Origin of the sequence: Micromonospora taraxaci, from assembly GCF_007830095.1 — a bacterium.
GTDB lineage: Bacteria > Actinomycetota > Actinomycetes > Mycobacteriales > Micromonosporaceae > Micromonospora > Micromonospora taraxaci.
The window spans coordinates 1,876,616-1,901,959 of the sequence record NZ_VIWZ01000001.1 but is presented as its reverse complement, the minus strand read 5'-3'; the positions used below and the strand labels follow the sequence as shown (position 1 = coordinate 1,901,959).

The window sequence follows — 25,344 nt, the reverse complement described above, 5'->3', positions numbered from 1 at the left end:
GGCGGAATCCCGTCGACGGTCGCCGTAGGCTGGAGGCGTGACGGTACGTGTGCGCTTCGCCCCTTCCCCGACCGGTATGTTCCACGTCGGCGGTGCCCGCTCGGCGCTGCAGAACTGGATCTACGCCAAGCAGCAGGGCGGGGTGTTCGTGCTGCGCATCGAGGACACCGACGCGGCGCGCAACAAGCCCGAGTGGACCGAGGGCATCCTCTCCGCGCTGGACTGGATCGGCATCTCCCGGGGCAGCTACGAGGGCCCGTACTTCCAGTCGGAGAACGCCGGCGAGCACCGGGCCGCCGCGGCCCGCCTCTACGAGTCGGGTCGCGCCTACTACTGCGACTGCACCCGCGAGGACGTGCAGGCGCGTACCGGCTCGCAGTACCAGGGCTACGACGGCTACCACCGCGACCGTGGCCTCGGCCCGGGCCCGGGGCACGCCCTGCGCTTCCGTACGCCCGACGAGGGCGCCACGGTGGTGGTCGACCTGATCCGCGGCGAGCCCACCTTCGAGAACAAGCTCATCGAGGACTTCGTGATCGCCCGGGGCGACGGGTCGCCGGTCTTCCTGCTGGCCAACGTCGTCGACGACATGACCATGGGGATCACCCACGTGATCCGGGCCGAGGAGCACCTACCCAACACCCCCAAGCAGCAGCTGCTCTGGGACGCCCTCGGGGTCAAGCCGCCGGTCTGGGCGCACGTACCGGTGGTGGTCAACGAGAAGCGGCAGAAGCTCTCCAAGCGGCGCGACAAGGTCGCCCTGGAGGCGTACCGCGAGGAGGGCTACCTCGCCGGCGCCATGCGCAACTACCTGATGCTGCTCGGCTGGGCCCCCTCCGGCGATCGGGAGATCGTCCCCTGGTCGGTCATCGAGGACGAGTTCCGGCTGGACGAGGTCAACCCCTCCCCCGCGTTCTTCGACGAGAAGAAGCTGCGCGCGTTCAACGGCGAATACATCCGCGCCCTGCCGGTTGCCGAGTTCGTGGACGCCTGCCAGCCGTGGCTGACCGGCACCGGGACGATCGCGCCACCGCCGTGGCAGCCCGAGGAGTTCGACGCCGACGCGTTCGCAGCGGTCGCCCCGCTGGCCCAGACGCGGATCGCGGTGCTCAGCGAGATCGTGTCGAACGTCGACTTCCTCTTCCTCGCCTCGCCGTTGATCGACGAGGCCGCGTGGACCAAGACGATGAAGGACGGCTCCGCCGAACTGCTGGACGACGCGGTCGCGGCCTTCGAGGCGCTGGAGTCCTGGGATGCCGAGTCGCTGAAGTCGACGCTGGAGGCGGTCGGCGCCGAGCGTGGCCTCAAGCTCGGCAAGACGCAGGCACCCGTGCGGGTCGCGGTCACCGGCCGCACCGTGGGTCTGCCGCTGTTCGAGTCGCTGGAGGTGCTCGGCCGCGAGCGCACCCTGACCCGGATGCGCGCCGCCCGCCTACGCCTGGTCTGACCCCCGAACACCGACACACCCGGGCCGTCTCCGCCGTCGGCCGGCCAGGCTCGTGCCCGGCCGGTCAGCGACGTCGGGCCCGGAGCCACCGCTGCAACCCGACGACCAGCCCACCCACCAGCAGAGCCGCCGCGATCGTCCACAGCCAGCCGCGCACCTGGCTGCCCTCCTGCGCGGCCGGCACCGGGCTGCCCGCCGGGGTCGCGTCGACGGCCGCGGTGGCGACCCGGGAAGTGTCGGCGGTCGGACCCGCCGCCGCGGCCGTCGGGGCGGTGGCACCGGCGGTCGGGGCGACGCCGCCGGCGGGCGCGGACGGGTCAGCGGCCGTACCGGTGGTCAGGGTGAACCGCACTTCGCCCTTCACCGGGTGCCCGTCGGAGGACGCGAGCTGGTAGCCCACGATGTAGAGACCCGCCGCCGCCGGCTTGAACGGCACCCGCACCCGGCTGCCGTCGAAGACCGGTGGGCCGCCAGCGACCACATTGTCCGGCCCGGTTATTGTGATCTTCGTCGTTGCCGGTGCCGGCTTGGCGAGGAAGCGCAGCTCGATCCGGGCAGGCGCCGTCGCGACTCGGGCGCCGTCACGCGGATCGCTGCCGGTCAACGAGTTGTGCGCGGCGGCTGGCGTCGGTGGCGCCAAAAACGACACACCGAACGCCACGCCGAGCACCACTGGCACTACCCGCGCCGTACGTGTAACCCTGCCCCCCATGAACCCCTCCGTAAGGGTACGATCCGCCCGCTGATCAAACGGCTCCTCATTAGTCGAGCCGAGATCGCAGATAGTTCCAATTACTGTTCCACAAGCTGCAACTCATCGACGTTCCCCGGAGTCTGTAAGGGTGACGCCGACCATCCGGTCGGTGTCGGCCGGCAGACCGGTCCGGACGTCACAGCGATGCACTCCATCGAACGGGGCGAGGAGGCGGGATGGTCCGACAGATGAGGCGGTGGGCCGCCGTGCTGGCGGGCACGCTGGTGACGGCGCTGCTGTCACTCGGCACCACGGGCCCGGCCTCGGCCGCGCCGAAGCCCGCACCCGCCGGAGTGGACATCACCGGCGTGGGGCTGGCCGCACCGCTGCAGTTGCGCGCGGAAACGCAGCCCGCCCACGTGGGCGCAGTCATCGACCAGGTCAACTTCCTCGGCCGTACCGGCATGGCCAGCGGCCCGAAGCCCGCCGACCTCGGTCCGAAGTACACGGTCGTGGTGCTCGCCGGGGAGACGCCGAAGCAGACGTACGACCTGTATCCGAAGGCGGTCGGTGGTCCTCGGGTCTTCCGGCCGGCGAAGCAGCCGGACGGCCGCAAGACCAGCGCCGGCTGGTTCCTGGGTCGACTCAGCATGTCCGAGACCCTGCGCACCGCTGGCGTGCCGCTCGAGCGGCAGTTCGACACGGTCAGCGGCGGCGTGGGTGGCGGCGAGCGGGTGCTCCCGGAGGACACTCTCGACCCCGCCAAGGATCTCGACGAGGCGCTCGGCGACCTGCAACGGCTCCTGCTGCTCAACGTCGGAGTGATGCTCACCATCACCGTCGGCCTCGCCGGGATCGCCCTGCTGATCCGTCGTCGTACGCGCTGAACAACCGCACCCGCCGGTCAGCGGCGGGCGGTGATCAGCACCAGCGGCGGGGCGGGCGTTCGCGGCGCGTGGCCCGCGGACGCGGCCGGACCGGGCCGTGCCGATGCGCCCCGGCCCAGCCGGGAAGTTCGCTGAGGCAACCAGCCGGGACGTCGACGTCGGGCTCACCGAGGGCGGCGGGCTCGCCGGAGCGCTGACGCGGGAGAGGGGTCTCGTCGTCGGCCCGACCGGCGAGCGGCTCCCCCGGGTGCGATGGCGCGCCGCCAACCGAGCGGCGGTGCTTACCGGCCGTCTGCGGGTCGTGCCCCGGCCGGCAGGGCTCACCCTGGGCGCAGCCGTGCTCGGCCTCCCCGTGCGCCATCCCCGGTCTCCTCACGTTCGTCTACCCCCGGGTGCTCCCCGACGTGCCCTGTCACCGTACTGGCCGGGACCGACGGGCCGTGCACGGCGTACCCGGCCACTCGACCGGGCGGCCCACGACGACGACGGTGAGCGCGGAAACCGGTTGCGCAGTTCACAGCTTCTTTTCGCGCCGTTCACCCGGCGGCCGCGACCGGGGCGGTCCGGCGGTCATTCAGCGCGGCCCGAGCTTCTCCATCACTCATGATGATCACTGTTCGCTCATCGGGGCGCTTCCCGCGTACCCCTTTCGGCGCATGCCGGGGGCGGTGGCGTCCTCCCCCGGTCGGAGTCCGACCGGGTGCGGCTGTGGTGGGATCGGGGCATGCGTCTGCCACCGTGGCTCGGCTCCGGCACCCGCGGCCGGGATCTGGCGCTGGCCGGCGTGTCGCTGGCCGGCGGCCTGGTGCTGTGGACCCTCGGTTGGCAACCGCAGATCCGTCCGCACCCGGACGTGCCCGCGGTCCTGTTCCTGCCGCCGCTGCTGGCGATGTGCGTCGCCGTGGGCCTGCGCCTCGTCGCCCCGCGCGCCAGCCTCGCCGTCGGCACCACGGCGGTGGTGGTGGACATCGCCCTCGGTGGCTCACTGGGGGCGATCCTGATCTACACCCAGGTGCTCTACGACGCCTGCGTTTACGGCCCGCCCCGGCTGTGGCGGTGGCTGCTGCGGGCGACCATCGGGCTGAGCGTGGTCGGTGCGATCGTCGGCGTGGTTCTCACCGACCAGTGGAGCGGGGTGGCCGTCGGGGTGCTGGTGGTGCTCGTCGGCCTGCTGCCGGTCCTGACCGGGATCAGCGTGCGGCAGTACCGCGACCAGGCTGCCGCCGAACGGGCCCGGGCCGAGCAGACCGCCCGCCTGGTCGAGTTGGATCGGCGGCAGGCGGTCAGCGCGGAGCGGGCCCGGATGGCCCGGGAGCTGCACGACGTGGTCGCCAACCACCTCAGCGCGGTGGCCATCCACGCCACCGCCGTGTTGTCCGTGCCCGGGCTGGATCGCGACCAGGTCGAGTCGGCGTTGCGGGTGATCCGGGAGAGCAGCGTGCAGGGCCTGGCCGAGATGCGTCAGATGATCGAGGTGCTTCGCGAGCCGGGGACCGGGGGCGGGCCGCCGCCGGGGGGCGACGGCACGGCGGTGCCGGAGTTGGTCAGCGCGCGGCTCGCCGAGACGGACGAGCTGGTCGAGCGGGTCCGGGCCGCCGGCCTCGCGGTGCGGGTACGCACCGACGGCGCGCCGGGGCCGCTGCCGGTGGGGGTGGACCTCGCCGCGTACCGGATCGTGCAGGAGTCCCTGACCAACGCGCTCAAGCACGGCACTGGTGAGGCGGACCTGACCATCGCGTACCGACCGGCGGAGGTGGTGCTGACGGTGGAGAACCCGGTGAACCGGGACGGGGCCGGGCTACCCGGCGCCGGCGCCGGGCTGATCGGGATGCGGGAGCGCGCCACCCTGCTGGCCGGCCGGTTCAGCGCCGGACCGCACGACGGACGCTGGCAGGTCCGAGCCGCGCTGCCCATCGGGGAGGGCCGGTGAGCAGCACGGCGGGAGCGGCGACGGTGCGGGTGGTGCTCGCGGACGACCAGCCGGCGGTACGTGCCGGCCTGGCCCTGATCCTGGACGGTTCCCCGGGCGTCGAGGTGGTCGGCGAGGCGGCCGACGGCGAGGAGGCGGTGCGGTTGTGCCGGGAGCTGCGCCCGGACGTGGCGGTGCTCGACGTCCGCATGCCTCGCCGGGACGGGATCTCCGCGACCCGGGAGATCGTCACCGACGCGCTCGCCGACGTGCTGGTGCTCACCACCTTCGACCTCGACGAGTACGTCTTCGGCGCGTTGCGGGCCGGCGCGGCCGGGTTCCTGCTGAAGGACACCGACGCGGACGGTCTGGTGGACGCGGTGCGTACGGTGGCGCGTGGCGACGGGTTCATCGCTCCCGCCGTGACGCGCCGGTTGATCACCGCTTTCGCGGCCACCGCGCCGACCGCGTCGGCCGCCACCCGGGCCGCGCTGGACACCCTCACCCCGCGTGAGCGGGACGTGCTGGCCTGCCTCGGCCTGGGTCTGTCCAACCAGCAGATCGCCGACCGGCTGGTGCTGGCGGAGAGCACCACCAAGACGCACGTGAGCCGGATCCTGGCGAAGCTGGACCTGCGGAGCCGGGTGCAGGCCGCGATCCTGGCCCAGGAGCTGGGCCTGCCCCCTCCCCCGCACCCGTGAGCCCCACGGCTGTCCACCCTGGACGATGATGATCGTCAACCCGTCGTACGCTGTCCGGCATTCACGCCGATGGCGGCCGCTCAGGACGGGGACGACGTGCGACGTTCATGGGGCTCGGCGATCCTCGTGGCGCTGACCATCGGGGCAAGCGGTTGTGACGGCGGCCCCTCCGCGAAGGCGACCTCGACCTTCGTCCCTTCGGCGGGGGTGTGCCACGCCACCGCCGGCGACGAACGCAGTCCCGAGGCGTACCTCCCGATTCCCTGCTCCTCGAAACACGAGGTGGAGACGTTCCTGGTCGGGCGGATCACCGGCGCGGAGGGTGCCGCGTCGGCGCCGCCGGCCGCCGGCACCGAGGGGATCTCCCGGCTGTACGAGGCCTGCGACGCCGATGCCGCCGTCTTCCTCGGTGGCGAGTGGCGCGAGTCACGGCTGGCGATGCGGACGCTGGTCCCGTCGGCTGCGCGCTGGAAGGCGGGTGAGCGGTGGTACCGCTGCGACCTGCTGGAGATGCACGCGGTGGACCGGTGGTTCCCCAACCCCAGGGCGAACAGCCTGCGCGGTGCCCTGACCGGCGACTCGCCGTTCCGGTACACGTGCTTCAACAATCCGACCGAGTCCGGCGACCTGCCACCCGCCTCCTGCACGGGGCCGCACGACACCGAGTTCGCCGGCATCTGGCGGGCAGGGCCGGAGGTCGAGACGTTGACCGACGACGTCAGGCACGCGGGGTGCCGGGCCACCGTCTCCCGGTACGTCGGGGTGTCGGAGACCGACGTGGAGGGCCGGTTCCAGCTGTTCTGGTTCACCCCGGAGGGCGAGCCCGAGTGGCAGGCGGGCGCCCTCAGCGTGGGGTGCCTGCTGCACAGCCCCGAAGGAGCGCTGAAGGCGTCGGTCAAGGGTGCCGGCCGGAAAGCCCTCGCCGCTACCGGCTGACCGGTGCCGACGTGGATGGCCTGCTCAGAACGTGTCAGGCTAGGGCGGTGAGCACGCCGGGCGGTGGAGAGCTGTCGGCCACGCTGCGCCGGATCGAACGTTCGGCGGGGGCGCTGGCCACCTCCAGCGTGGCCCGGATGGACGAGACCCTGCCGTGGTTCCGGGCGCTGCCGGCCGACCAGCGCTCCTGGGTGATGTTGGTGGCCCAGGCCGGCGCCCGGTCTCTGGTGCAGTGGTTGCAGGACGGCGGGGGCACGGCGGACAGCACCCAGGAGGTCTCGGACGAGGTCTTCGCCGCCGCTCCGCAGGCGCTGGCCCGCTCGATCACCCTCCAGCAGACTGTGGCGTTGATCAAGGTGACCATCGACGTGGTCGAGGAGCAGGTGTCGCACCTGGCCGCCGAGGGCGAGGAGCAGCAACTACGCGAGGCGGTGCTGCGCTTCTCCCGGGAGATCGCGTTCGCCGCCGCCCGCGTGTACGCGCGGGCCGCCGAGTCGCGTGGTGCCTGGGACGCCCGGTTGCAGGCCCTGCTGGTCGACGCGCTGCTGCGCGGTGACTCCCCGGACGTGCTGGCCAGTCGGGCCGCCGCTCTCGGCTGGGCGGACGCGCCGCCGGTGGCGGTGGCTGTCGGTCGGTCACCCGGCGGGGAGGTCTCCGCGGTGCTGCACGTGGTCTACCGGCAGGCCCGCCGGATCGGCGTGGAGGTGATCGGTGGTGTCCACGGCGACCGGCTGGTGATCGTGCTGGGTGGCGCGGCGGATCCGATGACCGCCACGGCCAAGTTGCTGAGCGCGTTCGGGGACGGCCCGGTGGTGGTCGGGCCTGCGGTGCCGAGCCTGGACGAGGCGACCGAGTCGGCACGGGCGGCGTTGTCCGGTTTCCGGGCGGCGCCGGCCTGGCCGAGCGCCCCCCGGCCGGTGCCGGCCGCCGACCTGTTGCCGGAGCGGGCTCTCGCGGGCGACGCCGAGGCCCGCCGACGGTTGCGGCACGACGTGTACGCGACGCTGGTGCGCGCCGGTGGTGAACTGTTGGCGACCCTGGACGCGTTCCTGGCCGCTGGCGGCACGCTGGAGAGCGCCGCGCGAGCCCTGTTCGTCCACCCGAACACCGTGCGGTACCGGTTGCGGCGGATCGCCGAGGTGACCGGCTTCTCGCCGTTGTCTCCCCGGGACGCGTTCGCTCTCCAGGTCGCGCTGACCGTGGGCCGGTTGGATCCGGTCGCCCCGATCACCTCACCGGTCCCGACTCAGACAATGACCCCGGCCACCCGGAAAACGGCTCAAAACGAGGATGATCCCCGCCGATCTTTGTAGGAAACCTCCAAAGGTCCTAGTGCGGTTTGGTCGGGGGCGGCACAGCGTTACCCGCGCGTATCCGGGAGAGTCATAGGCGTGCTCGCCGTACTTAGTCCCGGCCAGGGTTCTCAGAAACCCGGCTTCCTGACCCCCTGGCTCGACCTGACCGGCACGGAGGCGCGTCTGCGCGAGTGGTCGGCGCTGGCCGGGGTCGACCTGATGCATCTGGGCACCGACGCCGACGCCGACGAGATCAAGGACACCGCCCGCACCCAGCCGCTGCTGGTCGCCGCGGCGCTGCTCGCCGGCGAACACCTGCCGTTGGACGATGTCGCGCTCACCGCTGGTCACAGCGTCGGCGAGCTGGGTGCCGCCGTCCTGGCCGGTGTGCTGTCGGCCGAGGCCGCGATCAGCCTCGCCGGGGTTCGTGGCCGGGAGATGGCGGCCGCGTGCGCGCTGGAGCCGACCGGCATGGCCGCGGTGCTCGGCGGCGACCCCGACGAGGTGCTCGCCGCGATCGAGGCCAACGGGCTGTACCCGGGCAACCGCAACGGCGCCGGGCAGATCGTCGCCGCCGGTTCGCTGGACGGGCTCGACAAGCTCGCCGCCGAGCCGCCCGCGCGGGCGCGGATCATCCGGCTCAAGGTGGCCGGGGCGTTCCACACCCCGTACATGGCCCCGGCCGAGACCGCGCTCGCCGCGGTCGCCGCCGAGATCACCCCCGCCGACCCGGTCCGCCTCCTGCTGTCGAACCTCGACGGCACGGCGGTCGACAACGGTGCCGAGATGGTGCAGCGCCTCGTGCGTCAGGTCACCGCGCCGGTGCGGTGGGATCTGTGCATGCGTACGCTGGCCGACCTCGGGGTCACCGGCGTGATCGAGTTGCCACCGGCCGGCACTCTCGCCGGGTTGGTGAAGCGGGACCTCAAGGGCGACGGCGCCCCGGAGATCGTCACCCTGAACACCCCGGACGACCTGCCGGCCGCACGGGACCTGATCGCCCGCATCGGAGGTCGCTCATGACTGGCAGTCGCATCGTCTCGATGGGGCACTACCAACCCTCCCGGGTGGTGACCAACGACGACATCGCGCAGCTCGTCGACACCAACGACGAGTGGATCCGGGACCGGGTCGGCATCGTCAGCCGGCGGATCGCCGACAGTGAGACGGTGGCCGACATGGCCGCCGCCGCCGCCGGCAAGGCGCTGGCCAACTCGGGCCTGACCGCCGCCGACATCGACCTGGTCGTGGTGGCCACCTGCACCTCCATCGACCGCAGCCCCAACGTGGCCTGCCGGGTCGCCGCCAAGCTGGGCATCACCGCCCCGGGCGCGTTCGACGTCAACACCGCCTGCTCCGGCTTCGCGTACGCGCTGGGCACCGTCGACCACGCCATCCGGGCCGGCGCGTCCCGCAACGCGATCGTCATCGGCGCGGAGAAGTTGTCCGACTTCACCGACTGGACCGACCGCTCGACCTGCATCATCTTCGCCGACGGCGCCGGCGCCGCCGTGGTCTCCGCCACCGCCGACGACGAGCCGGCCGGGATCGGGCCGGTGGTCTGGGGTTCGGTGCCGGAGAAGAGCGACGCGGTCCGCATCGAGGGCTGGCGCCCGTACGTCCAGCAGGAGGGGCAGGCGGTGTTCCGCTGGGCCACCACCGCTATCGCACCACTCGCCCTGCAGGCCTGCGAGCGGGCCGGGGTCGACCCGTCGGAGCTGGCCGCGTTCGTGCCGCACCAGGCCAACGCCCGGATCATCGACGGCATCGCCAAGCGACTCAACATCCCCAACGCGATCATCGCGAAGGACATCGTCGAGTCCGGCAACACCTCCGCGGCGAGCGTGCCGCTGGCCCTGTCCAAGCTGGTCGAGCGCCGGGAGGTGCCCTCGGGCGCGCCGGTGCTGCTGTTCGGTTTCGGCGGTGGCCTGACCTACGCCGGTCAGGTCGTCCGCTGCCCCTGATGCCCCCTCGGGCGCGTACGCGTCCAGGAGTGGCGGTCGGCGACGCCGTCCGCCGGAAACCCCGATGAAAGGAACCAACCGCAATGACCCGTGACGAGATCACCACCGGCCTCGCCGAGATCCTCGAAGAGGTTGCCGGGGTGAACCCGGACGACGTGGCCGAGGGGAAGTCCTTCACCGACGACCTCGACGTCGACTCGCTCTCCATGGTGGAGGTCGTGGTTGCCGCCGAGGAGAAGTTCGGCGTCAAGATCCCGGACAACGAGGTGCAGAACCTCAAGACCGTCGGTGACGCCGTCAGCTACATCGCGGCGCAGTCCTGATCATGAGTCGTCCTGACGTCGTCGTCACCGGGCTCGGCGCGACGACCCCGCTTGGCGGGGACGTCGCGTCGACCTGGGACGCCATGCTCGCCGGCCGCTCCGGGGTGAGTGCCCTCACCCAGGAGTGGGCCGCGCAACTGCCGGTCCGGATCGCCGCTCAGCTGGCCGTGGAGCCGTCCGAGGTGCTGGACCGGGTCCGACTGCGCCGACTGGACCGCTCCGAGGCGATCGCGATCATCGCGGCGCAGCAGGCCTGGGCGGACGCCGGCCTCGACGGCTCCGACCTCGACGGGGAGCGGCTGGCCGTCAGCGTCGGCTCCGGTATCGGTGGCGCCACCACCCTGCTCGCCCAGGACGACATCCTGGAGGCTTCCGGGCCACGGCGGGTCTCCCCGCACACCATCCCGATGCTGATGCCGAACGGTCCGGCCGCCTGGGTCGGTCTGGAGCTGGGCGCGAAGGCCGGTGTGCACTCGGTGGCCAGCGCCTGCGCCACCGGCGCCGAGGCGATCGCCCTCGGCCTGGACATCATCCGCTCCGGTCGGGCCGACGTGGTGGTGGCCGGTGGCACCGAGGCGGTCATCCACCCGCTGCCGATCGCCGGCTTCAGCTCGATGCGGGCCATGTCGACCCGCAACGACGAGCCGGAGCGCGCCTCCCGCCCGTGGGACCGGGGCCGCGACGGCTTCGTCCTCGGCGAGGGCGCCGGCATCGTGGTGCTGGAGCGGGCCGAGCACGCGGCTGCCCGGGGCGCCCGGGTGTACGCGCGCCTCGCCGGTGCCGGTATCACCTCCGACGCGTACGACATCGTGCAGCCGCACGCCGAGGGTGAGGGCGCCATCCGTGCCATCGCCAAGGCGATCGCGGACGCGGACGTGGCGAAGCGGGACATCGTTCACGTCAACGCGCACGCCACCTCGACCCCGGTCGGGGACATGCTGGAGATCAGTGGGCTGCACAAGGCGCTCGGTGACCACCCGGTGCTGTCCGCGACGAAGTCGATGACCGGTCACCTGCTCGGTGCGGCCGGGGCGTTGGAGTCGATCGCCACCATCCTGGCCATCCGCGACGGTGTCGTCCCTCCGACGATCAACCTCGACGACCCGGAGCCCGGCCTCACCCTGGACGTCGCCGCGCACAAGGCCCGCCACATGGAGATTCCGGCCGCGCTGAACAACGCGTTCGGTTTCGGCGGCCACAACGTGGCGCTGGTCTTCGCCCGGCCCTGAGCCTGCCGTAGAACGGGCCACCTCCGATCGGAGGTGGCCCGTTCTGCTCGTTCAGCCCCGGTTGCGGGGGTGCTGCTTCGCGGTGCGCTCGTTGCCGTGGCGGTAGTTGCCGGTCCAGCGGGCCATCACCAACTGCGGGTCGTCGTCGACCTCGGCGAGGAACTCCGCCGCCCGACCGCCGCGCAGCGTGCCGGCCACCCGCCCGTGGTGGGTGATCACCACAGTGCCGTCGGCCCGTCGCACGTGCCGAAATCCTTCTGCCGCTCCCATCCCTGGAGACTGTCAGGCCCCCCGAGCCGAGGCGAGCCGTTTTCGCCGCCGGCCGGGCGGCTCGAAGGACGGTTCAGGTGCCGCAGGTGGTGGCGGACAGGCCCTGCACGGCCACCGGGGACCGGCCGCTCGGCTTGGCCTTGCCGGCCAGCACGGCGGCCAACGCCGTCATCGAGGCCCGGCTGGACGAGTAGGTGGCCAGCAGCGTCGGCGACTTCGCGCCAGCCAGTACGTACGGGGTGTCCATGGCGACAGTGACCGCCGCGTCGGGCCGCAGGTCCTTGGCGCCGTCGCCGTAGCCGACCAGGTGCACGACCGTCCCGCCACTCGGCTTCACCTGCGCTCCGGCGGCCGTCAGCGCGGCGGTGAGCGCGGCCCGGGTGCCGTCCCGACCGCCGGAGGAGGTGACGGTGATCGGCCCGGCCACCGCCTTGCCGCAGGTGCCGCGCAGCACGGTGACGGCGGCGGCGGCCAGCGCGTCGGCCGCCGCGCGGTGCTCCGGGGAGTTGAGCGTGGACATCTGCGCGGCCGGGGTCTCCGCGAGACGGAACTTCATGGTCAGCACCCGGGTGACCGCCTCGACCAGCCGGGTCCGGGGCAGTGACCCGCCGCGCAGCGCGGCGAGCAACCCGTCGTACGCCTGACCGACGTTCGGGGTCATCAGGATGAGGTCGTTACCGGCGTTCAACGCGCGGACCGCCGCCTCGCCGGGCGCCCAGCGCTTCGCGGGTGGCATGTTCATGCCGTCGGTGATCACCACACCCTTGAACCCGAGCTGGCCGCGCAGGACGTCGGTGAGCAGCTTGTGCGAGAACGTCGCTGGGGTCCCCGGGTCGATCGCCCGCGCGTCCAGGTGGCCGGACATCACCGCCATCGCCCCGGCGTCCATGCCCGCGGTGAACGGCGGCCAGGCGCCGTTCTGCAACGCCTCGGCGGACTGGGTGAGCACCGGCAGATCCTGGTGCGAGTCGTCGGCGCTGTGGCCGTGCCCGGGGAAGTGCTTCAGGGTGGCCGCGACCCCGGCCGCCTGCAGGCCACGGACGGCGCCGCCCACCTGCGCCGCTGCCTGCTTCGGGTCGGAGCCGTACGACCGGGATCCGATCACGGTGCTGCGGGTGGCCAGCACGTCGGCCACCGGGGCGAAGTCGACGTTGATTCCCATCGCCGCCAGCTCGGCGCCGGCGGCCCGCCAGGCGGCCTCGGTCAGCTTCGGGTCGCCGGCCGCGCCCGCCGCGAGCGCGCTGGGCAGCAGTGTGACCCCGTCGGTCACGCGGGTGACGACGCCGTACTCCTGGTCGGTGCCGATCAGCAGGGGCGCGGGACCGGCGGCGAGTCGACCGGCGGCGGCGCGCAGCCCGGTGGTGAGGTCGTGCACCTGCTTCGGGTTGTCGACGTTCGTGGTCTCCTGGTTGCCCTTGGTCGGGTCGTCGGCGCTGAAGCCGACCAGGATCAGGCCACCAAGCCGGTACTTGCTGATCATGTCGGCGGGGGTGTCGACTCCGGCGAGGGCCTGGTTGCCGGCGGCCGAGCCGGCCGAGACCTTCGTCGCCGAGTCGCCGTAGGCGTACGGCATCAGCACCTGGCCGACCAGGTCTTCGTCGGACAGCGTCGCGACCAGCGCGGCGGCGCGGGCGGCGGGGTCGCTGGCCGGTGGCGCGGCGGAGGTGCTCGGCGCCGCCGAGGTGCCGGACGGGCTCGGCGTCGGGGCCGGGCGTTCGGCGGCATTCGAGCAGCCGGAGACGAGCAGAACGGTCAGGGCGGCGGCTGCGACGGTGGCGCGCCACGGGCGATTCGACACGCGGCCTATCCCATCAGTTCCCCCTTATCGGGGCAACTTGACCTTTCCGCCCGCAGGGCCCACCGACGACGTGCGTGCAGGTTGCCCGACCCGCACGCGGACGAGTCAGCCGACCCGGGTGAGCAAGGTCACCGGCGCGCCGTCGCCGGCGTAGCGGTAGGGCTCCAGGTCAGCGTCCCACGCAGTGCCCAGCGCCTTGTCCAGCGCGTGCGCCAGCGCCTCCGGAGCCCGGGATGCGGCCATCAGCGTCCGTAGCCGGTCCTCGCCGAGCTGGATGTCGCCGGCCACGCCGACGGTGGCTCGGAACAGACCACGGGCCGGCACGTACATGAAGCGTTCACCGTCGGCACCGGGGCTCGGCTCCTCGGTGACCTCGAAACGGATCATGGGCCACTGCCGTAGGGCAGCAGCCAGCTCGGCGCCCGTCCCCGGACGACCGGTCCACCCGCACTCTGCCCGGCGTGCGCCGGGGTCGACGGGCTGAGCCGTCCACTGCAGGTTGACCGGCGCGGCTAGGACGCGCGCGATCGCCCACTCGACGTGCGAGCACACGGCGAGCGGGGTCGAGTGGACGTATACGACGCCACGCGTTGGCACGGTGACCTCCCGGAGAGCGAGGTGCGTCTTCCCCTACGACCTCGACCACCCAGGTGGCTCGTGCAACACATGATGACTCCTGTGACGCGTGGTGCGCCAGGGAATCGGAAAAAACGCCGGGTGGAATAGCCGGACGGGTGGCTGCCGTTGCCTCTCAGGACACCGCGACGACCAGCATGATGTCGTGGTCCTGTACAGTTCCACCGGCGGCTTATGCCGCGTTACACCTACGCGAGCCGAGTCCACGTTCGGCCCGCACACAGCCCCCGGACGTCCAGTCCTCCCGTACGTCTTGCAAGGAGTACCTCCGTGGCGAGCAACACCTCTAAGACCGCGCGCGCGTCAGTCCGGGCCGGCCAGGCTGGCCAGGGTGGCGCCCTCAGCGTGCTGGGCGAGTTCAAGTACCTCATCCCGCTCAACGGCGGCAAGCACGCCTACGTGCGGAACCTGACCAACGGCAAGACCGCGCACCTGCGCACCGACTCGGACGCCTTCGTCGAGGAGATCCGCGTGCTGGCCGCCGCCGGCCACGCCGCCAAGATCCGGGCGGAGATCAACAACCTGGCTGCCACCCACCCGGGTGACGGCTGGGAGGCCACCGAGAAGCGCCTCGTCGCGGCCGGTGTCTTCGAGGGCTGAGCCCTCCCCCACCGCATCATCTGAAACCGCCCGTCGGGAGTTCCCGGCGGGCGGTTTCGCGTCCGGGGGCGGTCAGCCTGGGTCGAGGAGGGCGACCTCGCCGGTGGCCAGGTCGTAGAGGCCGCCGGTCACCGCCACCCGCCCGGCGGCCACCGGCCCGGCCAGCAGGTCGTCGTCGCGCAACGTGCGCACCGTCCGCCCGACGTGCCGGCGAATCGCCAGCGGGTGCACCGCCGGGTCGTCGAACCCGATCCCGGTCACCGCCGGGGCGATCTCGTCCACCAGGTACGCCAGCGACCCCCCGGGACGCTCCCCGGTGCGCAGCGCGTCCACCGCGGCACCCACAGCGCCGCACCGCTCGTGGCCCAGAACCATCACCAGTGGTACGCCGAGCTGCCCGACCACGTACTCGATGGAGCCGCACACCGCCCGGTCGAGCACGTGCCCGCCGGTACGGATCACACAGATCGCCCCGAACGTCTGGTCGAAGATCGCCTCCAGCGGCACCCGTGAGTCGATGCAGCCGAGCACCACCGCGTACGGCTGCTGGTCGCCGGAGGCGGCGGCTGCGGCCGTGACGTCGTGCCCGTGGATCGGCTGGCCGCTGACGAACCGCCGGTTCCCGGCGAGCAGGTCGGCAAGCGCGGCGCGGGGCGTACCGCCGGCCTGCCGTCCCTGCCCCGGCGTCCCACCCATGGGCACTCCCGAGGACCCCATGCCGTTCAGCTTGGTCTTCCGCCGACGACCACGGGCGAGGTCGGGAATGTTCGCCCCGGCGCGATTGGCGTGGTCTCATGGCGGGTAGCCGGTGTTACCGCCGGGTATCCCGGTGCTTGTGGTGCTGGGCGGCCCTGGGGAGGTGGCGATGCCGGAGCGGTTCGAGGTGACCATGCCGGACGGCGTACGGCTCAACGTCGAGGTGACGGGGCCGGCGGACGCCCAGGTGACAGCCATCCTGCTGCACGGCTGGACGCTGGATGGGCGCGCCTGGCACCGGCAGGTGGAGGCGCTCACCACGGCGTCGGTCGGCCGGGCGGTGCGGGTGGTCACCTACGACGCGCGGGGGCACGGCCACTCCAGCTGCATGGCGCTGCCCACTGCCACAGTGGCCCAGCTCGGCGACGACCTGGCCACGGTGATCGACACGGTGGTGCCGACCGGGCCGGTCGTCCTGGTCGGGCACTCGATGGGCGGCATGACGATCATGGAGTACGCCCACCGCCACCCCGCGCACTTCGCCGCCCGTACCGCCGGGCTGGTCTTCGTCTCGACCACCGCGGAGGGGCACACGCACACCGTCTACGGCCTCTCGCCGCGGATCGCCCGGCTGATCCGGCTGGCCGAGACGACAGGTGCCGGGGTGTTGGCCCGATGCGGTTCGTGGCGGGCGCCCCGGGCTCTGCTGAACGCGTTGCGACCGAGCATCCGCTGGATGCTCTTCGGCGACCGCTGCGACCCGTCCGATCTCCGCCTGGTGACCTCGGCGGTGGCTCGCGCCTCGCTGCGCTCGATCGGCGGGTTCCGCGCCTCCATCGGCGCCCAGCACCGCCTGGACACCCTCGCCGCGCTGGCCCACCTGCCGGCCGCCGCTCTGGTCGGCGACCGGGACCGGCTGACCCCACCGCCGTGCGCCGAGTCGATCGCGGCGGCCCTGCCGGCCACCGAGCTGACCATCTGCCCTGGTGCCGGACACATGCTGATGATGGAGCGCCCGGACGAGGTCAACGCCGCGCTCAGCGGTGTCCTGCGTCGGGTGCTCGCCGAACCGCCGCCCCGCAGCCTCGACGCGACCCCCGCCGGGACCGGCGTCTGACCACGTTCCCGCACCTCGGGCGCGGCGGGTCGGGCGCGGGGCCGTACCCTTCTGCGGTTGGCTTGCGCGGTTTCCGCCGCCTGCCGGCGACAGTCGAAGGAGCGTGCGTTGACCGACCAGACCGGCCTGGAGCAGGAGATCGCCGTCGAGCAACGCCACCTCGACCGGGTGTACGCGCGGTTGGCCGAGCTGCGGCGGTCGGCGGTCCGCGCCGAGCGCGACGGCTATCGGATGGCCCGGGTGGGCACGCACGGCGCGCTGGTCGAGCGCGACGCCATGGTGTTCCACGCGGCGCAGCGGCGGCACACCCTGGACGCCGAGCACGAGGGGCTGGTCTTCGGCCGGCTGGACCTGCGCGACAGCCAGGTCCTGCACGTCGGGCGGCTCGGCATCCGGGACGAGGACGCCCGCACGCTGGTCGTCGACTGGCGGGCGCCGGCCGCCGCCGCCTTCTACCAGGCCACTCCGGCGCAGCCGCTGGACGTGGTGCGTCGCCGCACGATCCAGTCCCGCGCCGAACGGGTCACCCGGATCGAGGACGACCTGCTGGACCCGACCGCCGCCCCGGAGGGGATGACGGTCGTCGGTGACGGCGCGCTGCTGGCCACCCTGTCCAAGGCCACCGGCCGGGGCATGCGGGACATCGTGGCGACCATCCAGCGCGAGCAGGACGAGGCGATCCGTTCGCCCGGTTCCGGGGTGACGATCGTCGCCGGCGGCCCCGGCACCGGTAAGACCGCTGTCGCCCTGCACCGGGCCGCGTTCCTGCTCTACTCCGACCGCAGCCGGTACGCGGGCGGCGGCATCCTGGTGGTGGGCCCGTCGTCGGTGTTCGTGGAGTACATCGGCTCGGTGCTGCCGTCGCTCGGCGAGGACACCGCGACCCTGCACTCGTTGGGCACCCTCTTCCCGGGGATGAGCGCCACCCGCACCGACCCGCCCCAGGTGGCGGCGGTGAAGGGTTCGCTGCGGATGCGTCGGGTGCTCGAGCGGGCGGCCCGCGACGCGGTGCCGGGCGGCCCGGGTGAGCTGCGGCTGCTGTACCGGGGCACGCTGCTGCGGCTGGACCGGACGACGCTGGACCGGATCCGAGACCGCGCGCTGCACCGGGGCGCCCGACGCAACGAGGTGCGCCGGGCTGGCTTCGACGGGGTGTTCGCCGCGCTCTGGGCGCAGGCCCGAGAGGTGGGCGTCACCCGTCTGCCGCAACAGCGGGCCTTCGAGGCGGAGATCGCCGAGCGGTCGGAGTTCCGGGAGTTCCTCAAGGCGTGGTGGCCTCGTCTGCACCCTCGGCACGTGCTCGGTTGGCTGGCGCAGCCGGACCGGCTGCGCCGGTACGCCGGGGGGATCCTCTCCAACGCGGAGATCCGGCTGCTCACCACCGCGTACCGGGATCTGGACTCGACCGGGCTGACCATCGCCGACATCGCGCTGCTGGACGAGTTGGACGCGCTACTCGGTAAGCCGGTGCAGCCGGCCCGGGCCCGTCGCGACCCGTTCCAGCTGGCTGGCGGCGTACGCGAGCTGAGCACCGCCGCCGACCGGCAGCGGGCCGCCCGCGCGGCGGCTCGGGAGCGCCCAGAGGACTACCGGGACTACGCGCACGTGGTGGTCGACGAGGCGCAGGACGTCTCACCGATGCAGTGGCGGATGATCGGCCGTCGTGGTCGGCTGGCCTCCTGGACGGTGGTGGGTGACCCGGCGCAGACCGCGTGGACCGGCGACCCCGACGAGTTGGACCGGGCCCGGGACCAGGCGTTGGGCCGGCGCAAGCGGCACGACTTCACGCTCACCACCAACTACCGCAACTCCTCGGAGATCTTCGCGGTGGCGGCGGCGGAGATCCGTCGGCTCTACCCGGACCTGCCGCTGCCGACCGCCGTCCGGTCCACCGGCGTCGATCCGGTCGAGTTGGTGGTGCCCGCGACGGGGTTGGAGACCGCGACCGTGAAGGCCGCCGCCGACCTGCTGGCCGAGGTGGAGGGCACGGTCGGCGTGATCACGCCGGTGCCGCGTCGGGACGAGGTCGCCGGTTGGCTCGACGCGCTGGACGCGCCGAGGTTGCAGGTGGTCACCAGCCTGGAGGCCAAGGGCATGGAGTACGACGGAGTCGTGCTGGTCGCCCCGAGCGAGATCCGGGCGGATCCGGGTGCCGGGGTACGCACCCTGTACGTGGCGCTGTCCCGGGCCACCCAGCGACTCACCACCATCGACCCCACCGGCTGACCTGTCCGAGCGGCCACCGGTGGGAGGCGCGACCCGTACACTTGCACACATTGCGATGTGAACATACATTGGACCGGACCTCGGACGGCGGCGGAAGGTAATTCACGTGGGCGCAGGTCATGACCACCACCACGGGTCCGTCGCCAATGCCGCATACCAGCACCGGGGTCGACTCTGGGCGGCATTCGGGCTGCTCGCCACCCTGATGGTGGTCGAGGCGGTCACCGCCCTGCACACCGGGTCGCTCGCCCTGCTCTCCGACGCCGGGCACATGTTCACCGACGTGCTCGGCATCGGCATGGCGCTCGCCGCGATCACCGCGACCCGGCGGGCCACCGGCGACCCGCAGCGCACCTTCGGGCTCTACCGACTCGAGGTGCTCGCCGCACTGGCCAACGCCGTCCTGCTCTCCGGCGTCGCGGTCTACGTGGTGATCGAGGCGATCCGCCGCTTCGGCGACCCGCACGAGGTCATCACCGGTCCGATGCTCGTGGTGGCCGTCCTCGGCCTGCTCGCCAACATCGTCGCCTTCGCCCTCCTCCGCACCGGGGCCCGGGAGAGCATCAACATCCAGGGCGCCTACCTGGAGGTGCTCGGCGACCTGCTCGGCTCGGTCGGCGTGATCGGCGCGGCGCTGCTCATCACCGTCACCGACTGGTGGTGGGCCGACCCGCTCGTCGCCGTCGCCATCGGCGTGTTCATCCTGCCACGCACCTGGCGGCTGGCCCGGGCAGCCATCCGCATCCTGGTGCAGGCCGCACCGGAACACCTCCAGGTGACCGCCGTGCACGACCGGCTGGCCGCCGTTCCCGGCGTGGTCGAGGTGCACGACCTGCACGTCTGGACGCTCACCTCGGGCATGGACGTGGCCTCCGCACACCTCACCATGGAGCCCGGCGCAGAGGTCGGCGCGGTGCTCACCGCAGCGCGTACGGCCCTGCACAACGACTTCCGAATCGAGCACGCGACGTTGCAGATCGAACCGGGTGCCGCGTCCGGGGCGTGCGGCTCCATCGAGTGGTGAGGTGAGTCCCGCGTGAGGACGCACTCACCGTCCGTCACATTCGCTGCAGCCGCCCCACCAGTACCGGTAGGCTCTGTCCCGGCCGCCACCAGGCGGCGCCTCCCGGCGCCGGTGGTGGTCGTCGCCTAATCGCCCGCACGGGCGAACCGGGGAACCACGTTCCTGGGGTGCATCCGCGTCAGCGGTAGGGATCTTCCGTCCCGAACCCGTCAGCTAACCCGGTCGGCGGCTGACGGAAGGACTGCGCAGTGGCACCAGCACGACCACCTGCCGCCAAACTGGCGGCCCTGATCGTCGCGATGCTCGCTCTCGGCGTCGCGCTCCCGGCCGGCACCGCCTCGGCCGCTCCCCCGACCGGCCAGCGGGCCGCCGCACCCGACTCCGACGAAGAGGGCGGCACCCCGGCACTCCGAGCCCAATTGGAGGCCGCCAGCAAGGGCTACCTGGACGCCAAGCGCGCCCTGGACTCCTCCGTGCAGCGGCAGCAGCAGCTCACCACCCAACTGAAGACCCTCGAGGTCGAACTCGACCAGCGCAGCGGCAAGGTCGGCGAGATCGCCGGCGTCGCGTACCGCACCGGACGACTCAGCACGATCTCGGCGCTGCTCAACAGCAACACCCCGGAAGGCTTCATGGACCGGGCCGCCTCCCTGGACGCGGTGGCCGCCAACGAGGACCGGGTGCTGCGCGACCTCCTCACCAGCAAGGAGCAGGCCAACCGCACCCGGGTCGCCCTGGACGGTGAGATCAACGAACAGCGCAAGCAGGTCGCGGTGATGGCCAAGCGCAAGGAGCAGGCCGAGCGGGCCCTGACCGTCGCCACCACCCCGAAGCCGCAGACCACCGCCGACACGGACTCCAACCGGGGCACCTCCACCAGCAACGCGAAGGCCGCTCCGCGCAACTCCGACGGCTCCTGGCCGAAGGAGTCGTGCAACGTCGACGACCCCACGCCGGCCAGCGGCTGCATCACCCCGCGCACCCTGCACGCCCTCAACCAGGCCAAGGCCGCCGGCTTCACCCGGTACGTCTCCTGCCACCGCCCCAGCGGCTCCGGTGAGCACCCGAAGGGTCGGGCCTGCGACTTCGCCGCCCAGAAGGGTGGCTTCGGCGGCGACGCCACCGGCGGCGACAAGACGTACGGCAACAACCTGGCCGCGTACTTCATCCGCAACGCCGACCGGCTCGCCGTGCTGTACGTGATCTGGTACAGGCAGATCTGGCTGCCCAGCAGCGGATGGAAGTCGTACAGCGGGGCGGGTGGCGACCCGTCCAGCGACCACACCAACCACGTGCACCTGTCGGTCTACTGACCACTCGTGGCCGGTGCCCCCGTCGAGGGGCACCGGCCACGGCTACGTCGCGGGGCGTACACCCGATGTCGCCGGTCGTCGGACGACCCGGCCACTGTCGGCGGGCAGCATCGCGGTATGCCTCGGATCCCACCCACCGCCCGCAAGGCACTGCTCACCCTGCACCTGGTCACCTCGCTGGGCTGGCTCGGCGCGGACCTGGTGCTGCTCACCCTCGGCATCGCCGTACAGCGGGGCGCCGACCCGGCCGTCTTCTACCCGGTCGGTGCGGTGGTCGGCACCGTCCTGTTCGCACCGCTGAGCGTCCTGGTCTGGCTGATCGGTGTCGTCAGCGCGCTGCTCACCCCGTGGGGCCTCCTGCGCTACCGGTGGGTGCTGGTCAAGCTCGTGATCACCACGATGATGGTCGGGCTGGTGCTGTTCCTGCTCACCCCGAACCTGCGGCACGCCGGAGCGTTGGGCGCCGCCCTGCCCGCACGGGATCGCGCCGACCTGGTGATCGCGCCCGCGGTGTCGACCACCCTCATGATCATCGCGACGGTGCTGTCCACCTACAAGCCGTGGGGACGCCGGCACGCCGCCCGAACGACCAGCGCTCGCAAGCCGGTGCCCACGCCGCCGTGATCACGCTGCAACCACGATGTAGTGGTCTCCTGAGCGCCATCAGGCCACTACATCCATGATCGAGCGTGACCTTGACGGCTGTGGGCGCGCCGATCCGCTCCCGGGCGGCCGCGTCGGGTGTTCGCCCTCAAGATCCGCGCAACATCAGGGATAGTGCTGTCTCCCGAGCGTCGGAGGCAGCAACATCCGGGATATTGCGCGGATCTTGGCGCGGGCGCGCGGGCGGGCGGGTCAGGCGGCGGGTGGGGGGTCGCTGGCGCGTTCGAGGGCCGGCCCCAGTCGGGTGGCCAGGGCGAGGTGGGCGGCACGGGCCTGGCGGAACGCGTACCGGAACAGCGGGGTCGGCGCGGTCAGGGTGATCTCAACGTCGATCCGAACCAGGCCATCCGGCTCGGGGCGCAACCGGGTCTGGTTTCGCACAGTGGTGGCCGGCCACTGACGGGCCACCATGACGATCTCGTCGTCCTCGTTGATCAGCACGTCCGCGTGGTAGGTGGTCTTGAAGTGCAGCGGGCCGGCCGCCAAACGGTCGTTGATCGTGTAGCTGGCCTGCGCACCAGGTCGGGGCGGCAGTCGACGGACCCGGACGATCAGCGGGTGCAGCTCGCCCTGCCGGGTCAGGTCGCTGAGCATCGCCGCCGCGTGGGCCGGCGAGCACCGGGCCTGGACGGTGTAGCTGAAGGTATCGCTGGTGAGCACACCGTCTCCCGCCGTCGATGGTCGCACGATCGTCCCCTACCGATGTCTGACTGGCAACGCCCCGGCCGACGAACCCAGGGCGGCAGGACAGGGAGCTACTATTTGTCGCATTAGTGATGAATTACCCAAACGTGCTGGGGGCGGACACCATGAACGGCGACGATCCGGTGAGCGGGCACGTGATGGTCTTCGCGCCCACACCACAGCTGACCGTGACCCTGGACCAGCCCAACGACCACCCCGAGTTGCACCTGCACCCCGGCGGGCAGGGGGTCTGGCAGGCCCGGATGGTGATGTCGCTCGGCGTCGACGTGGTGCTCTGCGCAGCCCTCGGCGGCGAGATCGGCCAGGTGTTGGAGCCACTGCTGGTCAGCGAGGGCGTCGACCTGAAGGTGGTGGTCCGTGACTCCGGCAGCGGCGGGTACGTGCACGACCGCCGGGGCGGGTCCCGGCAGGAGATCGCCGACGTACCCGGGCAGCCGTTGAGCCGACACGAGCTCGACGAGCTGTACAACCTGGCCCTCGGCGAGGGCCTGAGGGCCGCTGTGAGCATTCTCAGCGGGCCGAACGCGCCGTGGCTCGTCCCCGCCGACCTGTACCGGCGTTTCGCGGCGGACCTTGGCGCCAACGGCGGCCGGGTCGTGGTCGACCTCTCCGGCGATCATCTCGCCGCGGTGCTGGAGAGCGGCGTGTTCTTCCTCAAGGTGAGCCACGAGGAGTTGATCCGCGACGGCCGCGCCCGCACCGACGACACCGTCGAACTGACCCAGGCCATGTACGAGCTGCACGCGGCCGGCGCCGAGACGGTGGTGGTGAGCCGGGCCGACCAGCCGGCGCTCGCGCTCATCGACGGGGAGTTGTTCGAGGTCGAGATGCCCCGACTGGAGGCCGCCGACCCGCGTGGCGCGGGCGACTCGATGACCGCCGGGGTGGCCGCCATCGTGGCCAGCGGCGGAGACATCCGGACCGCCATCCGGACCGGTGCCGCGGCCGGCGCGCTCAACGTGACCCGGCACGGCCTGGGCACCGGACGGCTGGACTCGATCACCGGCCTGGTGGACCGAGTCCGACTGGTGCCGGCGGACAGCCGGCCACAGGAGCGGACTACCCCTGACGAACTGGCCGACCGGGTGGTCGACCGATGACAGTGCGGGTGTTGATCACCAACGACGACGGGATAGCCGCGCCCGGCATCCAGGCCCTCGCCTGGGCGGCCGTGCAGCGGGGCCTGGACGTGGTGGTCGCCGCGCCACTGGAGGAGGCGAGCGGCACCAGCGCCGCGATGAGCGCCATGGAACGGGACGGGAGGGTCGTCGTGAACGACCACCCGCTACCGGACCTGGCGGGAGTGCCGGCGTACGGAGTGGGCGGCTCCCCCGGCTTCATCACGCTGATCGCCCTGCACGGCGCGTTCGGCCCACCGCCGTCGGTGGTGCTCTCCGGCATCAACCGGGGCGCCAACGCCGGCCGGGCCGTCCTGCACTCGGGGACGGTGGGGGCCGCGTTCACCGCCGCCACGAACGGGTGTCGCGCGATGGCGGTCTCCCTCGACGTGCTCTCCGCGGGTGAGGCGACAGCGGCGAGCGGCGGTGCCGCGGTGGATGCCGCAGCCCGGGTACGGGACACCGAGCGGCACTGGAGCACCGCCGCACGGGTCGCCCTTGATCTGCTCCCCCGGTTGCGATCCGCGCCGTTGGAGAGCGTGCTGAACGTGAACGCGCCGGACCTGCCGCACGGGCAGTTGCGCGGAGTGCGTCGCGGCGCGCTGGCCAGCTTCGGCCAGGTGCAGATGACGGTGGCCGAGTCCGGTCACGGCTTCGTGCGTACCTCGTTGGAGGAGCCGGGGCAGGCCGCGCAGCCCGGCACGGACGTGGCGTTGCTGGCCGCCGGGTACGCGTCGGTGACGGCCATCCGGGCGGTCACCGAAGCGACCGACGTCGACCTGACCGGGCTGGACGAGCAGACCTGACGTGGTGTCGGGCGCGCTCAGGCGCCGGGCAGCACCTCGGGGGTGGCGGCACCGGCGAAGTAGGGCTCGGGGGCACCGAACAGGCCGAGCAGGCCGGTCACCCACAGCTGCCGGTGCACGAACCGGCTCGGCTCGGTGACCACCAGCTTGACGTCGCTGACCTCGGCCGTCTGGAAGCCGGCCACCATGGCGCTGATGCCGACGGAGTCGATGAAGGTGACCAGCCTCATGTTGAGCTCGATGCGCAGGGGCCGACCTTTGGCCAGCACCTCCGCGATCGCTTCGCGCACCTCGTACGCTGTGTCGACGTCGATCTCGCCCCGCGGGGCGATCTCCACGACACCACCGGACAGAACCGACTTCACGATCGACAGGCTCACGCGAGCACCTCCACCCGCCCGTCCCCCGGGCGCCTCATCAGTACGCGGGCCGCGACCGAGAGTATTCCTCCAACGGCCTCGGTCGCCACCCCTCGGGATGAGCAATTCGCGGATCCGAGCCAACAAAGCGGCCCATATCCGTACTTTTCAGTATCTGATTACTCAACACTTTTCGTTATCTGCGCCTCGTCGATCAGTCGTGACCGACGCGTCGCCGGACCAGGGTAGCCGTCCGGGCCCGGCGCGCCGGACAACCGCCCCACGACCTACGCCCGTCCCGCGTGCCACCGGCGTGTCGTCCGCGCCCAGCTGCCCTGATCGGCGCCCGTGGTTGCCGTTCCGTCCTAGCATCGGGGCGGGACACCCACCGTGACGGAGAGGACCTTCAATGATCAAGCGACTTGCGAGGCTGGCTGGCGTCGGCGTACTTCTCGCCCTCGTACTGGCCTGCGGTTTCGGCGGAGGCGACGGCGATGACGACGATGACGACGACTTCGCTCAGGGCGTTGCGGCAGTGGCGGTGCGCTGAGGTTGCGGCGTGCCGGGTTTGCGCCCGGGCGACCCTGGGCACTGGCGGGGTAGGCGAACCGTGACGCGCTGAACAGAC

Annotated in this window: 26 protein-coding genes, 1 pseudogene and 1 riboswitch; of the genes and pseudogenes, 19 read left to right on the top strand and 8 right to left on the bottom strand. The window is 72.3% G+C overall.

Annotated elements, in window-relative coordinates:
• Positions 1-37 precede the first annotated feature (37 nt).
• Positions 38-1,447, top strand: coding sequence for a glutamate--tRNA ligase (gene gltX / locus FHU34_RS09060; protein ID WP_145779548.1), 1,410 nt, complete (start codon positions 38-40; stop codon positions 1,445-1,447).
• A 64-nt stretch (positions 1,448-1,511) separates the two neighbouring features.
• Here the strand turns inward: gltX and FHU34_RS09055 are convergent, their stop codons facing one another.
• Positions 1,512-2,159, bottom strand: coding sequence for a copper resistance CopC family protein (locus FHU34_RS09055; protein ID WP_145779547.1), 648 nt, complete (start codon positions 2,157-2,159; stop codon positions 1,512-1,514).
• Between the two features lie 218 nt (positions 2,160-2,377).
• Between FHU34_RS09055 and FHU34_RS09050 the strand changes: the two genes are divergently transcribed.
• Positions 2,378-3,028 (top strand): hypothetical protein, encoded by a 651-nt coding sequence (locus FHU34_RS09050; protein WP_145779546.1) that lies wholly within the window; start codon positions 2,378-2,380, stop codon positions 3,026-3,028.
• A gap of 34 nt (positions 3,029-3,062) precedes the next feature.
• On the opposite strand, the gene FHU34_RS09045 is transcribed toward FHU34_RS09050, so the two are convergent.
• Positions 3,063-3,389, bottom strand: coding sequence for a hypothetical protein (locus FHU34_RS09045; RefSeq protein WP_145779545.1), 327 nt, complete (start codon positions 3,387-3,389; stop codon positions 3,063-3,065).
• Positions 3,390-3,752: 363 nt separating this feature from the next.
• Between FHU34_RS09045 and FHU34_RS09040 the strand changes: the two genes are divergently transcribed.
• The 8 genes and pseudogenes from FHU34_RS09040 (at position 3,753) to fabF (ending at position 11,385) form a co-directional block, all read left to right on the top strand.
• Complete coding sequence (locus FHU34_RS09040) at positions 3,753-4,958, top strand: sensor histidine kinase (RefSeq protein ID WP_145779544.1); 1,206 nt, start codon at positions 3,753-3,755, stop codon at positions 4,956-4,958.
• A complete protein-coding gene (locus tag FHU34_RS09035) occupies positions 4,955-5,638 on the top strand; it encodes a response regulator (RefSeq protein ID WP_145779543.1) in 684 nt (227 codons plus the stop codon). Before FHU34_RS09040 ends, FHU34_RS09035 begins: the two co-directional genes overlap by 4 nt.
• A 96-nt stretch (positions 5,639-5,734) precedes the next feature.
• Positions 5,735-6,574, top strand: coding sequence for a septum formation family protein (locus FHU34_RS09030; RefSeq protein ID WP_167524781.1), 840 nt, complete (start codon positions 5,735-5,737; stop codon positions 6,572-6,574).
• Positions 6,571-7,887: a PucR family transcriptional regulator gene (locus tag FHU34_RS09025; protein ID WP_423437289.1), complete on the top strand. Its 1,317-nt coding sequence runs from the start codon at positions 6,571-6,573 to the stop codon at positions 7,885-7,887. Before FHU34_RS09030 ends, FHU34_RS09025 begins: the two co-directional genes overlap by 4 nt.
• Before the next feature lie 78 nt (positions 7,888-7,965).
• Positions 7,966-8,883: pseudogene (locus FHU34_RS09020) on the top strand (ACP S-malonyltransferase); the annotation flags it as partial.
• Between the two features lie 5 nt (positions 8,884-8,888).
• Positions 8,889-9,833, top strand: coding sequence for a beta-ketoacyl-ACP synthase III (locus FHU34_RS09015; protein WP_145779539.1), 945 nt, complete (start codon positions 8,889-8,891; stop codon positions 9,831-9,833).
• Positions 9,834-9,916: 83 nt separating this feature from the next.
• Positions 9,917-10,156 carry an acyl carrier protein gene (locus tag FHU34_RS09010; RefSeq protein WP_030330276.1) on the top strand — a complete coding sequence of 80 codons (240 nt, stop codon included), beginning with the start codon at positions 9,917-9,919 and terminating at the stop codon, positions 10,154-10,156.
• A gap of 2 nt (positions 10,157-10,158) precedes the next feature.
• Positions 10,159-11,385 carry a beta-ketoacyl-ACP synthase II gene (gene fabF / locus FHU34_RS09005; RefSeq protein ID WP_145779538.1) on the top strand — a complete coding sequence of 409 codons (1,227 nt, stop codon included), beginning with the start codon at positions 10,159-10,161 and terminating at the stop codon, positions 11,383-11,385.
• Between the two features lie 51 nt (positions 11,386-11,436).
• Here the strand turns inward: fabF and FHU34_RS09000 are convergent, their stop codons facing one another.
• From FHU34_RS09000 to FHU34_RS08990, 3 genes are all read right to left on the bottom strand, one after another.
• Positions 11,437-11,628, bottom strand: a complete 192-nt coding sequence (locus tag FHU34_RS09000) for a hypothetical protein (protein ID WP_244311591.1) — start codon at positions 11,626-11,628, stop codon at positions 11,437-11,439.
• A gap of 100 nt (positions 11,629-11,728) precedes the next feature.
• Positions 11,729-13,462: a glycoside hydrolase family 3 protein gene (locus FHU34_RS08995; protein ID WP_145779536.1), complete on the bottom strand. Its 1,734-nt coding sequence runs from the start codon at positions 13,460-13,462 to the stop codon at positions 11,729-11,731.
• Between the two features lie 96 nt (positions 13,463-13,558).
• A complete protein-coding gene (locus tag FHU34_RS08990; protein ID WP_030330284.1) occupies positions 13,559-14,050 on the bottom strand; it encodes a DUF3145 domain-containing protein in 492 nt (163 codons plus the stop codon).
• 309 nt (positions 14,051-14,359) lie between these two features.
• On the opposite strand from FHU34_RS08990, the gene FHU34_RS08985 reads away from it, so the two are divergent.
• Positions 14,360-14,689 carry a hypothetical protein gene (locus FHU34_RS08985; protein ID WP_030330285.1) on the top strand — a complete coding sequence of 110 codons (330 nt, stop codon included), beginning with the start codon at positions 14,360-14,362 and terminating at the stop codon, positions 14,687-14,689.
• Positions 14,690-14,761: 72 nt separating this feature from the next.
• Here FHU34_RS08985 and FHU34_RS08980 read toward each other — a convergent pair whose 3' ends face one another.
• Complete coding sequence (locus FHU34_RS08980) at positions 14,762-15,385, bottom strand: carbonic anhydrase (RefSeq protein WP_145779535.1); 624 nt, start codon at positions 15,383-15,385, stop codon at positions 14,762-14,764.
• Between the two features lie 169 nt (positions 15,386-15,554).
• Between FHU34_RS08980 and FHU34_RS08975 the strand changes: the two genes are divergently transcribed.
• The 5 genes from FHU34_RS08975 to FHU34_RS08955 all read left to right on the top strand — a co-directional run bounded on the left by FHU34_RS08975 (position 15,555) and on the right by FHU34_RS08955 (position 21,689).
• Positions 15,555-16,502: an alpha/beta fold hydrolase gene (locus FHU34_RS08975; RefSeq protein WP_145779534.1), complete on the top strand. Its 948-nt coding sequence runs from the start codon at positions 15,555-15,557 to the stop codon at positions 16,500-16,502.
• Between the two features lie 108 nt (positions 16,503-16,610).
• Positions 16,611-18,728 (top strand): HelD family protein, encoded by a 2,118-nt coding sequence (locus tag FHU34_RS08970; protein WP_145779533.1) that lies wholly within the window; start codon positions 16,611-16,613, stop codon positions 18,726-18,728.
• 106 nt (positions 18,729-18,834) lie between these two features.
• Complete coding sequence (locus tag FHU34_RS08965; protein WP_145779532.1) at positions 18,835-19,752, top strand: cation diffusion facilitator family transporter; 918 nt, start codon at positions 18,835-18,837, stop codon at positions 19,750-19,752.
• A gap of 112 nt (positions 19,753-19,864) precedes the next feature.
• Positions 19,865-19,996: riboswitch (cyclic di-AMP (ydaO/yuaA leader) on the top strand.
• A gap of 4 nt (positions 19,997-20,000) precedes the next feature.
• On the top strand, positions 20,001-21,065 hold the full coding sequence (locus FHU34_RS08960; RefSeq protein ID WP_425280519.1) for a coiled-coil domain-containing protein: 1,065 nt from the start codon (positions 20,001-20,003) through the stop codon (positions 21,063-21,065).
• Between the two features lie 117 nt (positions 21,066-21,182).
• Positions 21,183-21,689: a hypothetical protein gene (locus tag FHU34_RS08955; RefSeq protein ID WP_145779531.1), complete on the top strand. Its 507-nt coding sequence runs from the start codon at positions 21,183-21,185 to the stop codon at positions 21,687-21,689.
• Between the two features lie 231 nt (positions 21,690-21,920).
• Here FHU34_RS08955 and FHU34_RS08950 read toward each other — a convergent pair whose 3' ends face one another.
• Complete coding sequence (locus FHU34_RS08950; protein WP_145779530.1) at positions 21,921-22,388, bottom strand: SRPBCC family protein; 468 nt, start codon at positions 22,386-22,388, stop codon at positions 21,921-21,923.
• 182 nt (positions 22,389-22,570) lie between these two features.
• On the opposite strand from FHU34_RS08950, the gene FHU34_RS08945 reads away from it, so the two are divergent.
• Both FHU34_RS08945 and surE read left to right on the top strand, forming a co-directional pair.
• Positions 22,571-23,533, top strand: coding sequence for a 1-phosphofructokinase family hexose kinase (locus tag FHU34_RS08945; RefSeq protein ID WP_145785499.1), 963 nt, complete (start codon positions 22,571-22,573; stop codon positions 23,531-23,533).
• Positions 23,530-24,357: a 5'/3'-nucleotidase SurE gene (gene surE, locus FHU34_RS08940; protein WP_145779529.1), complete on the top strand. Its 828-nt coding sequence runs from the start codon at positions 23,530-23,532 to the stop codon at positions 24,355-24,357. Before FHU34_RS08945 ends, surE begins: the two co-directional genes overlap by 4 nt.
• A gap of 17 nt (positions 24,358-24,374) precedes the next feature.
• On the opposite strand, the gene FHU34_RS08935 is transcribed toward surE, so the two are convergent.
• Positions 24,375-24,737 carry an STAS domain-containing protein gene (locus FHU34_RS08935; RefSeq protein ID WP_030330302.1) on the bottom strand — a complete coding sequence of 121 codons (363 nt, stop codon included), beginning with the start codon at positions 24,735-24,737 and terminating at the stop codon, positions 24,375-24,377.
• Positions 24,738-25,125: 388 nt separating this feature from the next.
• Between FHU34_RS08935 and FHU34_RS32895 the strand changes: the two genes are divergently transcribed.
• The gene (locus FHU34_RS32895) at positions 25,126-25,266 is read left to right on the top strand and encodes a hypothetical protein (RefSeq protein WP_167524780.1); all 141 of its coding nucleotides are present in this window, start codon (positions 25,126-25,128) and stop codon (positions 25,264-25,266) included.
• The last annotated feature ends 78 nt before the right edge of the window (positions 25,267-25,344 follow it).